The following is a 13,213-nucleotide window of genomic DNA, read 5'->3' as shown; positions in this document are numbered from 1 at the left end:
CACTGCAGGCCCGCAGGCACACTCCGCCGGGAATCTCATGAACGACGACCAACACGACCAGGTGCTTTATGCGCAGTTCGGCACGAGCAGCCCATGCTGGCGTTTGTCGAACGACAGCAACGCGCTGGAACTCACCCCCGTCACCGGTGACGTGCCCGCCAATGTCGCCATTCCGCTAAATCCCCAGCAGGCTTCGCAAATCCGTTGCCTCACCGGCGTCACCTCGAGTCTCATCCTCGACGTGCGGCTGTTCGGCGAACCGCTGCGGCTGCACCTCGTCGGCAAAAAACTGTCCAGCAACACCTGGGCCGGCACCGCCTCGGCCTACGACGACACGGAATCCGTCGCCCGCGATCTGGTCCACGGTCTGTCGTTCGCCGAACAGGTCGTCTCCGAAGTCAACTCGGTCGTCGTCATCGTCGACAGGCATGGCCGGATACAGCGCTTCAATCGCCTCGCCGAAGAACTCACCGGCGTGAAAGAGGAAGACATCATCGGCCGCAATGTGTGGGCGCTGTTCATGTCCACCGAGGCAGGCGCGGCGTCGAGCCAGAACATCGCGGGCTTCTTCAATCGCGGCGTGTCATACGAAGTCGAGCGTCGCGTCAAAACCCTGCAAGGCGAACGGCTGTTCCTGTTTCGCAACAAGTTCGTGCACAGCGGCAGCGGTGTCGAAGAACAATTCCTGATCTGCTCCGGCACCGACATCACGGAAGAAAGGAACGCGCAGGAACGGCTCTCCGAACTGGCGAATACCGATTCGCTCACCGGCCTCGCCAATCGCAACGCGATCCAGGACAAGATTCGCGCCGCCATCGAAGAAGCCGGCGAAGGCGAATCGGTCGGCGTGCTGTTCCTCGATCTCGACAACTTCAAGAAGGTCAACGATCACTACGGTCACGTATTCGGCGACCGGCTGATCTGCGATGTGTCGGCGGCCATCAGCACCTGCCTGCACGAAGACGACACGCTCGCGCGTCTGGGCGGCGACGAATTCATCGTGCTCGCCGCCAAAGGCACCGCTCACGAACTCGAAGCCACCGCGCAGCGCATCCTCGAACGTCTGCGCACGCCGTTCAGCCTTGGGCTGGTCGAGGTCTACACCGGCTGCTCGATCGGCATCGCGCTCTATCCGGAGCACAGCGACAGCCTCGAATCCGTGATCCGTTCGGCGGACACGGCGATGTACGTCGCCAAGGACGAAGGCAAGCGCACCTACCGCGTGTTCTCGCCGGAAATGAACCGCAAGGTCGCCGAGTACATGTGGCTCGATACCAACCTGCGTCGCGGCCTCGAAGAGGGTCAACTGACGCTGCACTATCAGCCGAAGCTGGTGCTCGCCACCGGCGTCGTACAAGGCGTCGAGGCGCTGGTGCGCTGGAATTCGCCGGAACGCGGGCAGATCATGCCGGCCGAGTTCATCCGTTATGCGGAAGAATCCGGGTTGATCGGCGTGCTCGGCCGCTGGGTCATGGAAACGGCCGCGAGGCAAGCCGCCAAATGGAAGGCGGACGGCTACAACCTGCGCGTCGCGATCAACGTGTCGGCGCGGCAACTGGTCGATACCGCCGTGGTCCGGCATTTCAGCGAAGCGCTGCAGCACGCCAGGCTCGACCCGTGTCTGATCGACCTCGAACTCACCGAGAGTTGCCTGATCGAGGACGAAGCGGCTGCGATCGATCTGATCAGGCAATTCCGTCAGCTCGGCGCACAGGTCCACCTCGACGACTTCGGCACCGGTTATTCGTCGCTGTCGCAGTTGGGGCGCATTCCGCTCGACGTCATCAAGCTCGATCGCAGCTTCGTGCGCTCGATCAACGCGAATACCAAAGCCCAAGCGCTGGTGCGCTCGATGGTGGCGGTCGCTCAGGAGCTGAACTTCAAGGTGGTCGCCGAAGGCATCGAAACCGAATCGGAAGAGATGTTCATGAGGGGGCTGGGCGTCGACTACGTGCAAGGCTTCCTGTACGGTCAGGCCATGCCGGTCCTGGAATTCGAACGCTGGTTGCAGGATAGACAGAAGCTCAGACTGATTGCCTGAGCTTCCGCGCGCCCCGAAGGAAGTCCCCTTGGGGGGCGCCCCGAAGGAAGTCCCCTTGGTGGGGGACCCTCGCCAGCGGCTTATTGACGTTGAGCCAGGGTCGACTCAGGCGAAACTGGCCGTAGTGGCCGCCGTCTGGCGCAGGTTGGCAGTGCGGCGATTTTGCAGCATCACGAGCCGCTCCATGAAAGCGAGGTCCTTCTCCTCGATCGTGAAGGCGGCGTCCACCCAGTCTTCGGTAATTTCCATCAGCTCGGCGCGCGACAGTTGCAGCACGCGTTGGCGCGCCCGCAGCATCGCGCGAATCCCGTTCATCTTCGGCTTGAGCGTGTCGATGAAGGTGCGTGTCGCCATATAGGCTTCGCCCGGCTCGAACAGGTGGTCGACGAGGCCCTTGCCGAAGTGCCATTCCGCCGTATGCGATTCGCCCACGCCGATCAGCTCTTCGGCGAGGCGCATGCCCGCTTTGCGTGCAACCAGTGAATAGCCGCCCATGCCCGGGAACAAATTGAACGCGATCTCCGGGAAGCCCATGCGCGAGTCGTTTTGCGCGAGCAGGAAATGGTGCGCCAACGCGGCTTCGAACCCGCCTCCAAGTGCCGAGCCCTCCACCATCGCGATCGAAATCGCACCCGTATCGAAGCCGCGCGCCGCGGCATGCACGCAATCGACGCAGGCACGCGCATAGGCCATCAGCGCCGGGCGCTTGCCCGAGCGGATCGCGTCGGCAAAGAAATCGAGGTCGCCCCCGACATTGAACACGCCTGGAATCAACGAGCCGGTAACCCAGAAGTCGATCGGCAAGCCGGACTCTCGCGCTGCCTGCGCGAGACCCAGAATGTCGTGCACCAGTTCGAGGTTAAAACAGGGACGCGGCTGCGCGCGCAACATCATCCACATGACGTTGCGTCCTTCTTCGTAGTAAGCGGAGACTTGCGACAAATTGCCGGCTTCGAGGAATGGGCGGCAGGCGTGGTGGCTATGCAGATTCATTTGAATGGTCCTTTTAAGGTTAAACATTGGCAATGCAATGCGAGCCTAAAGCAGACCAGAATCGGATGGGAGCGGGGTAACGAACAGATGAATGTAAAGCATGTTCAAAAGCACGCCAGGCGGAGCTGTGGCGGGAGGACCGGCGTTGTTTAAAACACCACGCGAGCGCAAACGGTTGCGCACCGAAGATGGGCGAAATTACCGGCACGAAGACAGCAAACTGCCAACTAATTAGTGAACGAGCAAATACGGAATTTCTTGCCGGAATGGGAAGCAAAAGAAGTAATTTTTGATTAGGTAATGCAATCGAAAATATAGCTTGTGGGTATTTGTTTTTGCTATTGGCGGGCTGCCGGGCAGCGCCACCAGACGCGGAGCATTCAAATGGCATAAATGGCGCGGGTGACCCACTCACCCGCTTGATCGAACGCGGCGTTGCTGCAGATGCGGCAGACGCGCCGACCAGCGGTCGGCCTGCTCCGCGCTCAAGGCGCGGCGGCGATCACCTCGGCAACGGCTGCCGTCAGCTTCTTGCCATACGGCACGTGCAGAAACTCATTCGGCCCGTGCGCGTTCGACTTCGGCCCGAGCACGCCGCACACCATGAACTGCGACTGCGGGAAGCCGGCTTTCAGCACGTTCATCAGCGGGATCGTGCCGCCCTGCCCGATGTACGCGACGTCCGCGCCGTAGTGCTGACGCGATGCGTCGTTGAGCGCCGTTGCGAGCCACGGCGCCAGATCGGGCGCACTCCAGCCGGTAGCCGCGCCCGCGTCCGGCTTGAAGGTCACCTTGGCGTTGTACGGCGGATCGAATTCGAGCAGCGACTTCAGTTCGGCGACGGCTTTCTCCGCCTCGATGAGCGGCGGCAGGCGCAGCGACAGCTTGAACGCCGTGCGCGGGCGCAGCACGTTGCCGGCATCGGCGAGAGCGGGCAAGCCGGCCGCGCCGGTCACGGACAGCGACGGACGCCACGTCGAATTGAGCAAGGCCTCTTGCGGATCGGTGGTGGTGGGCAGCACCTGGCGGCCATCCTGGCCGCAGGCCCACGGAATTTTCTTCCAGACATCGTCGCCGAGAATCTGGGCGGTCGCCTCTGCTTCGCGCAGGCGCTCGACCGGGATCGGGCAATGAAAACCCTTCGGCAGCAGATTGCCGTTGGACGCGTCTTCGAGGCGGTCGAACAGTTGCCGCATGATGCGGAAGCTCGACGGTACGATGCCGCCGTAGCCGCCCGAGTGGATGCCTTCATCGAGCACCTGGACTTCGAGGTCGCCGGCCACCAGGCCACGCAGCGACGTGGTGAGCCACAGTTGATCGTAGTTGCCCGCGCCGGAATCGAGGCACACCACCAGCCCCACTTTGCCGAGACGTTCGCGCAAGGCGTCGACGTACGGCAGCAGATCGTAACTGCCCGACTCCTCGCACGTTTCGATCAGCCCAACGCAGCGCGGACGTTCGATGCCTTGCGCGTCCAGCGCGGCGATCGCCGTCAGGCTGGCGTAAATCGCGTAGCCGTCGTCGGCGCCGCCGCGGCCGTACAGCTTGTCGTTTTCGAGCTTCGGCGTCCACGGCCCGAGGTCGTTGCGCCAGCCGTCGAACTCAGGCTGCTTGTCGAGGTGGCCGTACAGCACGATCGTTTCTTCACTGCCCGAACGGGTGGCGGCCGTTTCGAAGAAAATCACCGGCGTGCGGCCCGGCAGACGGACCACTTCCAGCTTCAGACCGCGCACCGGCTGCTGTTCGGCCCACTGCGCCGCATCGGTGATCACGCGCTCCAGATAGCCGTGCGCGACCCAGTCGGGATCGAACGCCGGACTCTTGGCAGGCACCGCGATGTAGTCCGTCAGCGCCGGCACGATCTCGTCGTTCCATTTGCGGTCTACGAATTCGCGTAGCGTGTCGTGGTTGATGCGCTGAGCGTGCTGGGTCGTATCGTCGGAGATCATGATGGCGGTCCGTTCGGGTTCTGTTCAGTCGAAACGCCCATGATAGTCCTGATGAAGAACCGGCTAAACCCCTCGCCGCGTTTTCACGCGCGAGACGCTGGCGATGCTCCGCCTGGCAAGGGGTAAATCAGGTGCGCAAACAAGGCAATCGCGCGACAATCGTGGCATACGTCGTGTATTGGAGAGCCGGGCTATGGGTGGCAATATCGTCGTTCAGGCCATCGCCGCGGTGCTTGCATTGGCGCTGTATTTCCTGCCGTCGATTCTGGCGGACCGCCGCAAGCGCCACGACCTGCTGACGCTGGCGCTGTTCAACGCGTGCATCGGCTGGACCGGGTTCGGCTGGCTGCTCGCGCTCTACTGGTCGTTGCAGCCGAACCCGCCGAAGAATGTCGCGGGTGAAATCGTGCAGAAGCGTAAGGTCGTGCTGATGAGATCGTTTTCGTCGGCGCTTCTGATGCGCGTGAAGAAGCGCGCAACGGCGCGTGAGCAAGCGGAAAATAAGCACCCTTAAATAAGCAGCAACCATGTAGCAACCATGTAGCAACCCGGCAGCGATCAGGCCGCCATCAGCTAGCGGTGCGTTTGCTGCCGCGCGTCGTAGCGTTCACGCGCAGCGTCGAGCCTGGCCGCGTTTTCCTCGGCCCAATGATCGAGCGTCACCAGCGCGTCACTGAGCGTTCGTCCCAGTTCACTGAGCCGGTACTCCACATGCGCCACCGCACCCGGCTGCGCCTCGCGGATCACCAGACCGTTGCGCTCGAGTTCCTTGAGCGTCTGCGTCAGCACCTTCTGTGAAATACCGCCGATCTTGCGCAGCAGCGCATTGTTGCGCATCGGGCCGGACAATAACGCCGGCAGGATAAGCAGCGTCCACTTCCCCGCGATCAGTTCGAGCGCGAGGCGCGACGAACAGGCCGCGTCGAAGACGTCGCCGCGATAGGGCTGATCGGCCGGTGCGAAGGGCTCGTTGACGGACTCGGGCAATGCCATGGTTACCAGTGGGTAAGTAATGGTGAGCGCATCACTATAGCCCTAAGCTGGCCGCTCATTAACCACTCACTCATCAATGGAGCTCACGATGGCATGGCTAATTCTGCTCGCAGCAAGCGCGGTCGAAATCCTGATGGCGCTGGCGCTGAAATATGCAAATGGATGGACGCGCCTGTGGCCGAGCATCGGCGGAATTGCAGCCGCGCTCGGCAGCGTGTTTTTGCTGACGCTGGCGATGAAGCATTTGCCGGCCGGGACGGCTTACGTGGTGTGGACTGGGATCGGGTCGCTCGGCATCACCGTGCTCGGCGTGATGCTTTTCAACGACCCGGTTTCCGCGCCCCGTGTGATTTGCATGACGTTGATCGTGCTCTCGGTGGCGGGATTGAAATTGATCGACGGATAGCGCTCCGCTGCGCGCCGGACTAATTCCAGGGTGGCGGCGGAGCCTTCCTCTCTCGCGCTCGGATCGCGCCAGAGGCGGCGGCCCGCACGATGCGACGGAAGGTGGGGCATTCCATATGGCTCGGTGCGGGGCAAGCCGCGGCGTGCCGCAGACCGTCGCGCATGGCGCTCAGTTTGCGGATCGTCCTGTCCAGTTCCTCCGCCTTGGCCGCGAGCATCTGCCGGTCGATACGCGGCGGCCCCTCCGGTGCGAACATCAGCGCAATCTCATCAAGCGAGAAGCCGGCGGCGCGCCCCAGCGCGATCAGTGCCAGCCGCTCCAGCACGCCCGCATCGAACAGGCGGCGCAACCCTCGCCGGCCGCAGGAGGCAATCAGCCCCTTTTCCTCGTAGAACCGCAGCGTCGATGCGGGAACGCCGGATCGCTGCGCCACCTCGGCGATGTCTAGCTTGTTCACCTCTTGACCTCAAGTCGACTTGAACTTGCATAGTTTAGCTTCCGCTCCCCGGGGCGCAAGCAAAGGACAACGACCATGAGTGTCAACCAGCAGACTGAAAACGAGCAGACGGCGCTTTGGAACGGCAGCGCCGGACGCGCCTGGGTGGCAGCGCAGGAGGTGCTCGACGAGATGTTCAAGCCATTTGAAGACCTGCTTGTCGACATGACGTGTGCCGGATCCGGGCACCGGGTGCTCGACGTCGGCTGTGGCACGGGCAGCACGACGCTGGCCGTGGCGCGGCGGCTCGGCGCGAAGGGGCGTTGCGTCGGCGCCGATATTTCGGCTCCGATGATCGCCGCCGCCCAGGCACGCGCCGAACGGGATGGCTCGACGGCACGTTTCATCTGTGCCGACGCGCAGACCCATGCCTTCGAGCCGGCGAGCTTCGAAAGGATCATGTCGCGCTTCGGCGTCATGTTCTTCGACAACCCGGTCCAAGCCTTCGCGAACCTGCGGCGCGCCGCAACGAACGACGCCGAACTCCGGTTCATCGCCTGGCGCAGTGCCGCGGAAAATCCGTTCATGACGACCCCCGAGCGCGCCGCGGCGCCGCTACGCCCGAACCTTCCCGCCCGCCAACCAGGCGCGCCGGGGCAGTTCGCCTTCGCGGACCGGCAGCGGATCTCTTCCATCCTCGACGAGAGCGGCTGGGCCGGGATCGACATCCGGCCGATCGACGTGGACTGCACGCTGCCCGAAAAGGAATTGGTCGGCTACCTCAGCCGGCTCGGCCCCGTCGGCAGGATCCTTCAGGAGGCGGACGAGCACACGCGCACGCAAGTTATCGAGACGGTCCGTGCCGCCTTCGATCCCTATGTGCATGGAATCGAAGTTCGCTACACCGCTGCTTGCTGGGTGGTGAGCGCGCGAGCGCCGTCTGCGTCAGCCTCGCCGAAGGAGGCAGCCCATGTCTGAGGCAGTGGAGTATCTGATGAGCGCGCTTCTGATCGGGGCGGACGCGACAGCGGGGGGACATCTGGGCAGCCGAACGCCTCGCCCCACCTCCGCGCGCTCCCCTAGCCTCGTCGCGCAAGCGATCTTCGGCCTCTACGGGGCCGGCTGAGTCACAAGTCTATAGGCACAGTTCAATGACGGAGCTGTTACTCGCGGCTTTAAGCCGCCCGCCCAATCCTGCCCCACAGCACGGAGGCCGCGGGAATCGAGCGCGGCTCGGCCCGTACGCTCTCGTACGCAAACATCTCGCGGCGCAGTTCGCCGTGTTCGTCAAACCATTCGCAGATCAGCCAGTCGCCCGGATTGAGCGCCACGGGACCCGCATAGGTCACGGTCATGCGCGGACCACCTTCCTTCAACGTAACGACGTCGCCGGCACTGAAGCGTGCGGCTGGCTGAGTTTGGAATTCGTCAATGGTAGCGGTCAGCATATTCATTCCCCTACGGACCTGTTAAGTGGTTTTAGGCCATTGAGACGCGCATTTCGACATTCGACCTACTGAAGAGAACCTCTAAAAAGTTTGCCAAGATTAGCAATCGAATTTATCCGCCGCAAGTGCTTTTTGTTGATACTGTTTCCAACCGCACCGAAGTGTCTCTTCGACTCGCTCCATCGGCTGAATATCTCGGGAAAACCCTTCAAAAACAGCGACAACCCCCGCCCATGCGGCACTGCACGATAGGAAATTTTACGGCAGCGACTCAAATCGGCACGTAAAAGATGCGTCCTGGTTTTTGTCACATCTAATCTACGGATGGCGATTTAATTCGGGTTTATTCTGATCGCCGTTAAAACGAAATTACCTGTGAACGGAAAACTCACCGGTAAATCCGCGATGCTGCGGAAGCACTTTGTTTAAAGTGCATAAAAGTTTTTAGGCAGCGTAGTTGAAATCGTTTTCTCCGCGCGCTATCAAAGCGGCGCTGCAACCCGGCGCAATGCCAATTGCTGATGCCGCACCAGCAGCACGCTCAAACCAATACACGCGAGCATGAGCAACGCATTGATTGCGAGGCTGTACTGGAACCCATGCGCATACGCATCCGGCGTCGCGCGGCCCCCGATCACGCCGAAGAACGCGCCGCTGATCGCCGCGGTGCCGAAGGCCGAGCCGATCTGCAAGGTCGACGACACCACGCCCGAAGCGAGCCCTGCCTTCTCGGGTACGACTTCCAGCAGCACGATGCGCATGATCGACGGCAGCAACAGGCCGTGGCCGACGCCCGCGCACACCAGCCCGCAATAGAACAGCAGGTCCGGCATAGCGGCGTGAGTGGCGGACCAGCCCGTGACCGTGAAACCCACCGTCATCATCGAAAAGCCGAGCGTCAGCACATGCCCGCCGATGCGATTGACCACGGCCGGCGAGGTCAGCGGGCCGACCACGAAGCCGACCGCGAACGGCATGATGGCCATGCCCGAAGCGAGCGGGCTCCAGTGCAAACCGGTTTGCAGAAAGATCCCGTAGGTCAGGAAAAATGCGCTGTTGCAATAGAACAGGAACGCGAGCACGAGACCCAGTGCGAACGCCGGGTTGCGAAACAATTGCAGATCCACCAGCGGATGGCCGCCACGCCGCTCGACACGCCGCTCGGTCGCCACGAATAGCGCGAACGCGGGCGCGGCAAGCGCGAACATCGCGAAGGTCCACGCCGGCCAGCCGGCTTCGCGGCCATGCGTCATCGGATAGATGATGAGCAGCAGCACCGCGGAGAGCAGCGCGACACCCTTCACGTCGATGCCGATGCGCGTGGCCGGCTGATTCTCCGGAACGAACTTCCACGTGCCGATGAACGCGAGAATGCCGATCGGAATATTGAGCAGAAAGATGATGCGCCAGTCGAGTCCGAACGGGTGATACGTGATCAGCGCGCCGCCGCCGAGTTGCCCGACGATCGACGACATGCCGAACATGAAGCCGTAGAAGCTCATCACTTTGGTCTGCTGATGCAGCGGCACGACCGCGCGAATCGTTGCCAGCACTTGCGGCGCCATCACCGCGGCCGCCACGCCCTGCACGATCCGCGAGATCACCAGCATGTGGCCGCTGGTGGCAAAACCACACAACGCCGAGGCGACCACGAATGCCGCCATCCCGGTCATGAACATGCGGCGCCGGCCGTACAGGTCGCCCAGGCGCCCGCCCGTGATCAGCAACACGGCGTACGCGGACGCGTAGGCAGACACTACGAGTTGCAACTGCGCGTCGCTGGCGTTCAGCCCCGTATGGATCGACGGCAACGCAAGGTTGACAATGAAATAGTCGAGCGGCGCGAGAAACGCGCCGACGAACAGCACGGCGAGCGCGAGCCCCTGGCGCTCAAAGCGCGGCGCGGTCTGTTCAACAGCGCACACCACGGCGGCGGCGGGTCCAGCGGGTCCGGCAAATGCTGCCGGAGCGGACTTGATGGTTTCGCAATTCATGACTGATCGTTCAAAAATTAGGCAAAAAAAATTAGACGAGCGCGCGCATGGCGACGTTCACGATGTTCGTGAGCGCGTCTTCTCCATGAGCCACCCGCCCGAGCACGCGCAATCCTTGTATCACGCACAGCAGGAAGTCGCCGACGGCCTTTTCATCGAGCGTCGAATCGAAGGCGCCGCTCGCCTGGCCGCGAATCACCGCCGCCGCCAGCAAAGTCGCCATGCGGCGCTGGATCGCCGCGACGCGCGTGCGCAGCTCTTCGTCGCCGGGTTGCATCTCCAACGTGGTGTTGGTGATGAAGCAACTGCGCTCGCCCGTCAGCGCGCTCGCAACCCGCGCGTAATGCATCAAAGCGTGGCGCAATGCCACTTCCGGCGCGACTGGCGCATTCAGCCGTTCAGCCAGCCGCGCGACCGAGCCCTCCGCATAATGATCGAGCGCGGCCAGCATGATGCCGTGCTTGTCGCCGAACACGCCGTACAGGCTGCCGCGTAGCAGGCCGGTCGCCTTGCAGAGATCGTCGATCGAGGTGGCGTGATAGCCATGGTTCCAGAAAACCTGACTCGCGCTCGCCAGCACGGTGTCCGTGTCGAACTCGCGCGGCCGGCCCCGAGGGCAGACCTCGCCACCTTTTTTCGCGGATTGGTTGGAATTGCCAGATTGCTTCATGTGACGGATATTATGACTACCCGTTCAATAAATCAAGGCGAGTTCTCGTAGCCGGATGGTCAGGGCTGTCTCATCGCTCTTTCTGCCACTTCTGCGATGCGGTGGTGAAAAGCTGATTGATTTCATTGCCGCTGACAGCGTCTTTCGTATAGTTGAAGGTGCCGTGATCGCGCATTTCATACGCCGCCCGCAGGAACGCACCGAGCGCCGCACGCGCGAGCGATCCGCCCACACTCACCCGCTGCACGCCCAGCGCCTGAAGTTCGTCGAAGCTGAGCAGCACGCCTTGCAAACCCATCAGCACATTGACGGGCCGCTCAAGCGCGCCGACCACCGCGGCGATCTCTTCGCGCGTCTTCAAACCGGGCGCGTAGAGGACGTCGGCGCCGGCTTCCTGATAGGCCTGCAGGCGCCGGATCGTATCGTCGAGATCGGCCCGGCCGACCAGGTAATTCTCGGCGCGCGCCGTCAGCGTGAACGGAAACGGCAGTGAGCGAGCCGCTTCGGCGGCCGCGCGCACCCGTTCCACCGCGGCCTCGAACGGGTAGATCGGTTCGTCGGCGCGACCGGTCGCATCCTCGATCGAGCCGCCGACCACGCCTGCAGCTGCCGCTTGCGTGATCGTTTCAGCGGCATCTTCGGGGGCGTCGCCGAAACCGTTCTCCAGATCGGCGCTCACCGGCAAATCGGTCGCGCCGGCGATCTCGGCGAGGTGCACCATCATCTGCGCGCGGCCGATCGAGTTATCCGGCAAGCCGCGCGAAAACGCGTAGCCGGCGCTGCTGGTCGCGAGCGCCTTGAAGCCGGCCAGCGCCAGCAACCGCGCGGTGCCGATGTCCCACGGATTCGGGATGATGAAAGCCTCGCTGGCTGTGTGATAAGACTGGAATTGCCGTGCCTTTTCTGTTTGCGTTGTCATTGACGGTTCCATGGAAGACGACGACCGCGCCGCGCGCGAAGCGCGGCAGCGGACCGTCGTGAGTGTTGATCAACAGGTCAATGCCGGCGGCGAGTGCTACCCGCCCGCCGGCCTCGAATATCTTCGCAGCAGAAGAACCACGCGCTCAGGTTTCGAGCTTGGCGTCCATCGTGATCGTTGCGTTCAATACCTTCGATACTGGGCAGCCCGCCTTGGCGTCCGCGGTGGCTTTGTCGAATGCGGCTTTGTCGCCGCCGGGGATCTTCACCGCCACATCGAGATGCACCGCGGTGATCGAAAAGCCGCCACCATCCTTGTCGAGCGTGACGGTTGCCGTGGTGCCGATATGTTCGGGCCTGATGCCGGCCTTGCCCAGTTCCGCCGATAACGCCATCGAAAAACAACCCGCGTGCGCAGCCGCAATCAGCTCTTCCGGATTCGTGCCGATGCCGTCCGCGAAACGTGTCGAAAACGAGTATTGAGTCTCCTTGAGGACGCCGCTGTCGGTGGAAATCGAGCCCTTACCGTCTTGCAGGCCGCCTTGCCAGACTGCTGATGCCTTGCGCTTCATCGTTCTCTCCTGTTGTGCCCTGCCTGACGCCGCTCTTTAACCGAACATGATGCCCGCCGCAACGGTCCCGTCCGGGTGCTTGCGGCTTCGGCATCGATCGCGAGTCCCCCAAGAGGACTTCCTTCGGGGCGTGCCGCGCGGCGCTGCGGGCGCGGACGTGGACCGAACTTCATGATAGGCGCTTCTGTGTGCCAGCGTCGTGACGATGCAGGCCCGTGAAACCGCTTCCAGACCATTTCAAAATTCGTAACAATCTTTTCATGGAAAGGCGCTTTTTTACTTGCCCTACGGAAAATAAACTCGTTCCAACAGATCAGGAAACGCAATTCAAGTCGATCTGATCAACAATCGAAAACCGGAGGTCATCATGAAATCGCTTCTTTCCGCAGTAATCGTTGCATCCGCTCTTATCGTCCCGGCTGTTTCGTTCGCACAGCAGGCAAACGGTCCGGTGACGCGCGCACAGGTGCGTGCTGAACTGGTGGCCGCGCAAAAAGCGGGCCTCCTGAATCAGAACGACACCAACTATCCGAAGAGCGTTCCGCAGACCGGCACCACTGTGGCCGCGGTTGCTCAGAGCTCGCAAGACGTGGGGGGCGTGAGCGCCGTCTCGTCGGCTTCCGGTGCGCCGTCTTCGGTACAACAAGGTCCGTTCTCGACCTATCGCGGGCAATAAGCCGCAAGCTGCACAGTCGGCAAGCTGCGCAAGTGGCAGCGTAGTCAAGAGCAGGTAAAGCGGTAGTCAGAAGTACCAGCGCCCCGGTTGCGAAACTCGCAACCGGGGCGCTTTTAT

15 protein-coding genes are annotated in these 13,213 nt (G+C 62.4%); 6 read left to right on the top strand and 9 right to left on the bottom strand.

Translation table 11 applies throughout. The annotated features are described in order from the left end of the window. The first annotated feature begins 37 nt into the window (after nucleotides 1–37). A complete protein-coding gene (pdeR, locus tag WN982_RS29090) occupies nucleotides 38–2,041 on the top strand; it encodes a cyclic di-GMP phosphodiesterase (RefSeq protein WP_341319025.1) in 2,004 nt (667 codons plus the stop codon). Nucleotides 2,042–2,146: 105 nt separating this feature from the next. Here pdeR and WN982_RS29085 read toward each other — a convergent pair whose 3' ends face one another. Continuing rightward, nucleotides 2,147–3,034 (bottom strand): crotonase/enoyl-CoA hydratase family protein, encoded by an 888-nt coding sequence (locus tag WN982_RS29085; protein ID WP_341319024.1) that lies wholly within the window; start codon nucleotides 3,032–3,034, stop codon nucleotides 2,147–2,149. Between the two features lie 485 nt (nucleotides 3,035–3,519). Continuing rightward, the gene (locus WN982_RS29080) at nucleotides 3,520–4,983 is read right to left on the bottom strand and encodes a M20 family metallopeptidase (RefSeq protein ID WP_341319023.1); all 1,464 of its coding nucleotides are present in this window, start codon (nucleotides 4,981–4,983) and stop codon (nucleotides 3,520–3,522) included. Nucleotides 4,984–5,176: 193 nt separating this feature from the next. Here WN982_RS29080 and WN982_RS29075 point away from each other — a divergent pair, with 193 nt between their 5' ends. After that, entirely contained in the window at nucleotides 5,177–5,497 is a 321-nt protein-coding gene (locus tag WN982_RS29075) for a superinfection immunity protein (RefSeq protein ID WP_341319022.1), read from the top strand. A 59-nt stretch (nucleotides 5,498–5,556) separates the two neighbouring features. Here WN982_RS29075 and WN982_RS29070 read toward each other — a convergent pair whose 3' ends face one another. Continuing rightward, complete coding sequence (locus WN982_RS29070) at nucleotides 5,557–5,976, bottom strand: helix-turn-helix domain-containing protein (RefSeq protein ID WP_341319021.1); 420 nt, start codon at nucleotides 5,974–5,976, stop codon at nucleotides 5,557–5,559. A gap of 88 nt (nucleotides 5,977–6,064) precedes the next feature. Here WN982_RS29070 and WN982_RS29065 point away from each other — a divergent pair, with 88 nt between their 5' ends. Beyond that, on the top strand, nucleotides 6,065–6,382 hold the full coding sequence (locus WN982_RS29065; RefSeq protein WP_341319020.1) for a multidrug efflux SMR transporter: 318 nt from the start codon (nucleotides 6,065–6,067) through the stop codon (nucleotides 6,380–6,382). A gap of 19 nt (nucleotides 6,383–6,401) precedes the next feature. Here the strand turns inward: WN982_RS29065 and WN982_RS29060 are convergent, their stop codons facing one another. Then, a complete protein-coding gene (locus tag WN982_RS29060; protein ID WP_341319019.1) occupies nucleotides 6,402–6,839 on the bottom strand; it encodes a helix-turn-helix domain-containing protein in 438 nt (145 codons plus the stop codon). 75 nt (nucleotides 6,840–6,914) lie between these two features. On the opposite strand from WN982_RS29060, the gene WN982_RS29055 reads away from it, so the two are divergent. Both WN982_RS29055 and WN982_RS29050 read left to right on the top strand, forming a co-directional pair. After that, nucleotides 6,915–7,796, top strand: a complete 882-nt coding sequence (locus WN982_RS29055; protein ID WP_341319018.1) for a methyltransferase domain-containing protein — start codon at nucleotides 6,915–6,917, stop codon at nucleotides 7,794–7,796. After that, a complete protein-coding gene (locus tag WN982_RS29050) occupies nucleotides 7,789–7,944 on the top strand; it encodes a hypothetical protein (RefSeq protein WP_341319017.1) in 156 nt (51 codons plus the stop codon). The genes WN982_RS29055 and WN982_RS29050 overlap by 8 nt, the downstream gene beginning before the upstream one ends. Nucleotides 7,945–7,993: 49 nt before the next feature. Here the strand turns inward: WN982_RS29050 and WN982_RS29045 are convergent, their stop codons facing one another. The 5 genes from WN982_RS29045 to WN982_RS29025 form a co-directional block, all read right to left on the bottom strand. Continuing rightward, a complete protein-coding gene (locus WN982_RS29045; RefSeq protein WP_341319016.1) occupies nucleotides 7,994–8,266 on the bottom strand; it encodes a YodC family protein in 273 nt (90 codons plus the stop codon). Nucleotides 8,267–8,748: 482 nt separating this feature from the next. After that, complete coding sequence (locus WN982_RS29040) at nucleotides 8,749–10,260, bottom strand: MFS transporter (protein WP_341319015.1); 1,512 nt, start codon at nucleotides 10,258–10,260, stop codon at nucleotides 8,749–8,751. A gap of 31 nt (nucleotides 10,261–10,291) precedes the next feature. Then, nucleotides 10,292–10,930 carry a TetR/AcrR family transcriptional regulator gene (locus WN982_RS29035; RefSeq protein ID WP_341319014.1) on the bottom strand — a complete coding sequence of 213 codons (639 nt, stop codon included), beginning with the start codon at nucleotides 10,928–10,930 and terminating at the stop codon, nucleotides 10,292–10,294. A gap of 70 nt (nucleotides 10,931–11,000) precedes the next feature. Then, on the bottom strand, nucleotides 11,001–11,849 hold the full coding sequence (locus WN982_RS29030; protein WP_341319013.1) for an isocitrate lyase/phosphoenolpyruvate mutase family protein: 849 nt from the start codon (nucleotides 11,847–11,849) through the stop codon (nucleotides 11,001–11,003). 145 nt (nucleotides 11,850–11,994) lie between these two features. Further along, on the bottom strand, nucleotides 11,995–12,420 hold the full coding sequence (locus WN982_RS29025; RefSeq protein ID WP_341319012.1) for an OsmC family protein: 426 nt from the start codon (nucleotides 12,418–12,420) through the stop codon (nucleotides 11,995–11,997). A gap of 367 nt (nucleotides 12,421–12,787) precedes the next feature. On the opposite strand from WN982_RS29025, the gene WN982_RS29020 reads away from it, so the two are divergent. Beyond that, complete coding sequence (locus WN982_RS29020; protein ID WP_341319011.1) at nucleotides 12,788–13,096, top strand: DUF4148 domain-containing protein; 309 nt, start codon at nucleotides 12,788–12,790, stop codon at nucleotides 13,094–13,096. Nucleotides 13,097–13,213 lie beyond the last annotated feature (117 nt).

This window comes from Paraburkholderia sp. IMGN_8 (assembly GCF_038050405.1).
In the GTDB taxonomy this organism is placed as follows: domain Bacteria; phylum Pseudomonadota; class Gammaproteobacteria; order Burkholderiales; family Burkholderiaceae; genus Paraburkholderia.
Note: the sequence above shows the minus strand (reverse complement) of the source record. Positions and strands in the feature narration are given on the sequence as shown.

Bases quoted from the DNA above. Each gene is read 5' to 3' on its own strand.
- WN982_RS29045 (WP_341319016.1), bottom strand. From the start codon at position 8,266: ATGCTGACCGCTACCATTGACGAATTCCAAACTCAGCCAGCCGCACGC.
- WN982_RS29085 (WP_341319024.1), bottom strand. From the start codon at position 3,034: ATGAATCTGCATAGCCACCACGCCTGCCGCCCATTCCTCGAAGCCGGC.
- WN982_RS29065 (WP_341319020.1), top strand. From the start codon at position 6,065: ATGGCATGGCTAATTCTGCTCGCAGCAAGCGCGGTCGAAATCCTGATG.
- WN982_RS29040 (WP_341319015.1), bottom strand. From the start codon at position 10,260: ATGAATTGCGAAACCATCAAGTCCGCTCCGGCAGCATTTGCCGGACCC.
- WN982_RS29070 (WP_341319021.1), bottom strand. From the start codon at position 5,976: ATGGCATTGCCCGAGTCCGTCAACGAGCCCTTCGCACCGGCCGATCAG.
- WN982_RS29025 (WP_341319012.1), bottom strand. From the start codon at position 12,420: ATGAAGCGCAAGGCATCAGCAGTCTGGCAAGGCGGCCTGCAAGACGGT.
- WN982_RS29055 (WP_341319018.1), top strand. From the start codon at position 6,915: ATGAGTGTCAACCAGCAGACTGAAAACGAGCAGACGGCGCTTTGGAAC.
- WN982_RS29030 (WP_341319013.1), bottom strand. From the start codon at position 11,849: ATGACAACGCAAACAGAAAAGGCACGGCAATTCCAGTCTTATCACACA.
- WN982_RS29035 (WP_341319014.1), bottom strand. From the start codon at position 10,930: ATGAAGCAATCTGGCAATTCCAACCAATCCGCGAAAAAAGGTGGCGAG.
- WN982_RS29050 (WP_341319017.1), top strand. From the start codon at position 7,789: ATGTCTGAGGCAGTGGAGTATCTGATGAGCGCGCTTCTGATCGGGGCG.
- WN982_RS29075 (WP_341319022.1), top strand. From the start codon at position 5,177: ATGGGTGGCAATATCGTCGTTCAGGCCATCGCCGCGGTGCTTGCATTG.
- WN982_RS29080 (WP_341319023.1), bottom strand. From the start codon at position 4,983: ATGATCTCCGACGATACGACCCAGCACGCTCAGCGCATCAACCACGAC.
- pdeR (WP_341319025.1), top strand. From the start codon at position 38: ATGAACGACGACCAACACGACCAGGTGCTTTATGCGCAGTTCGGCACG.
- WN982_RS29020 (WP_341319011.1), top strand. From the start codon at position 12,788: ATGAAATCGCTTCTTTCCGCAGTAATCGTTGCATCCGCTCTTATCGTC.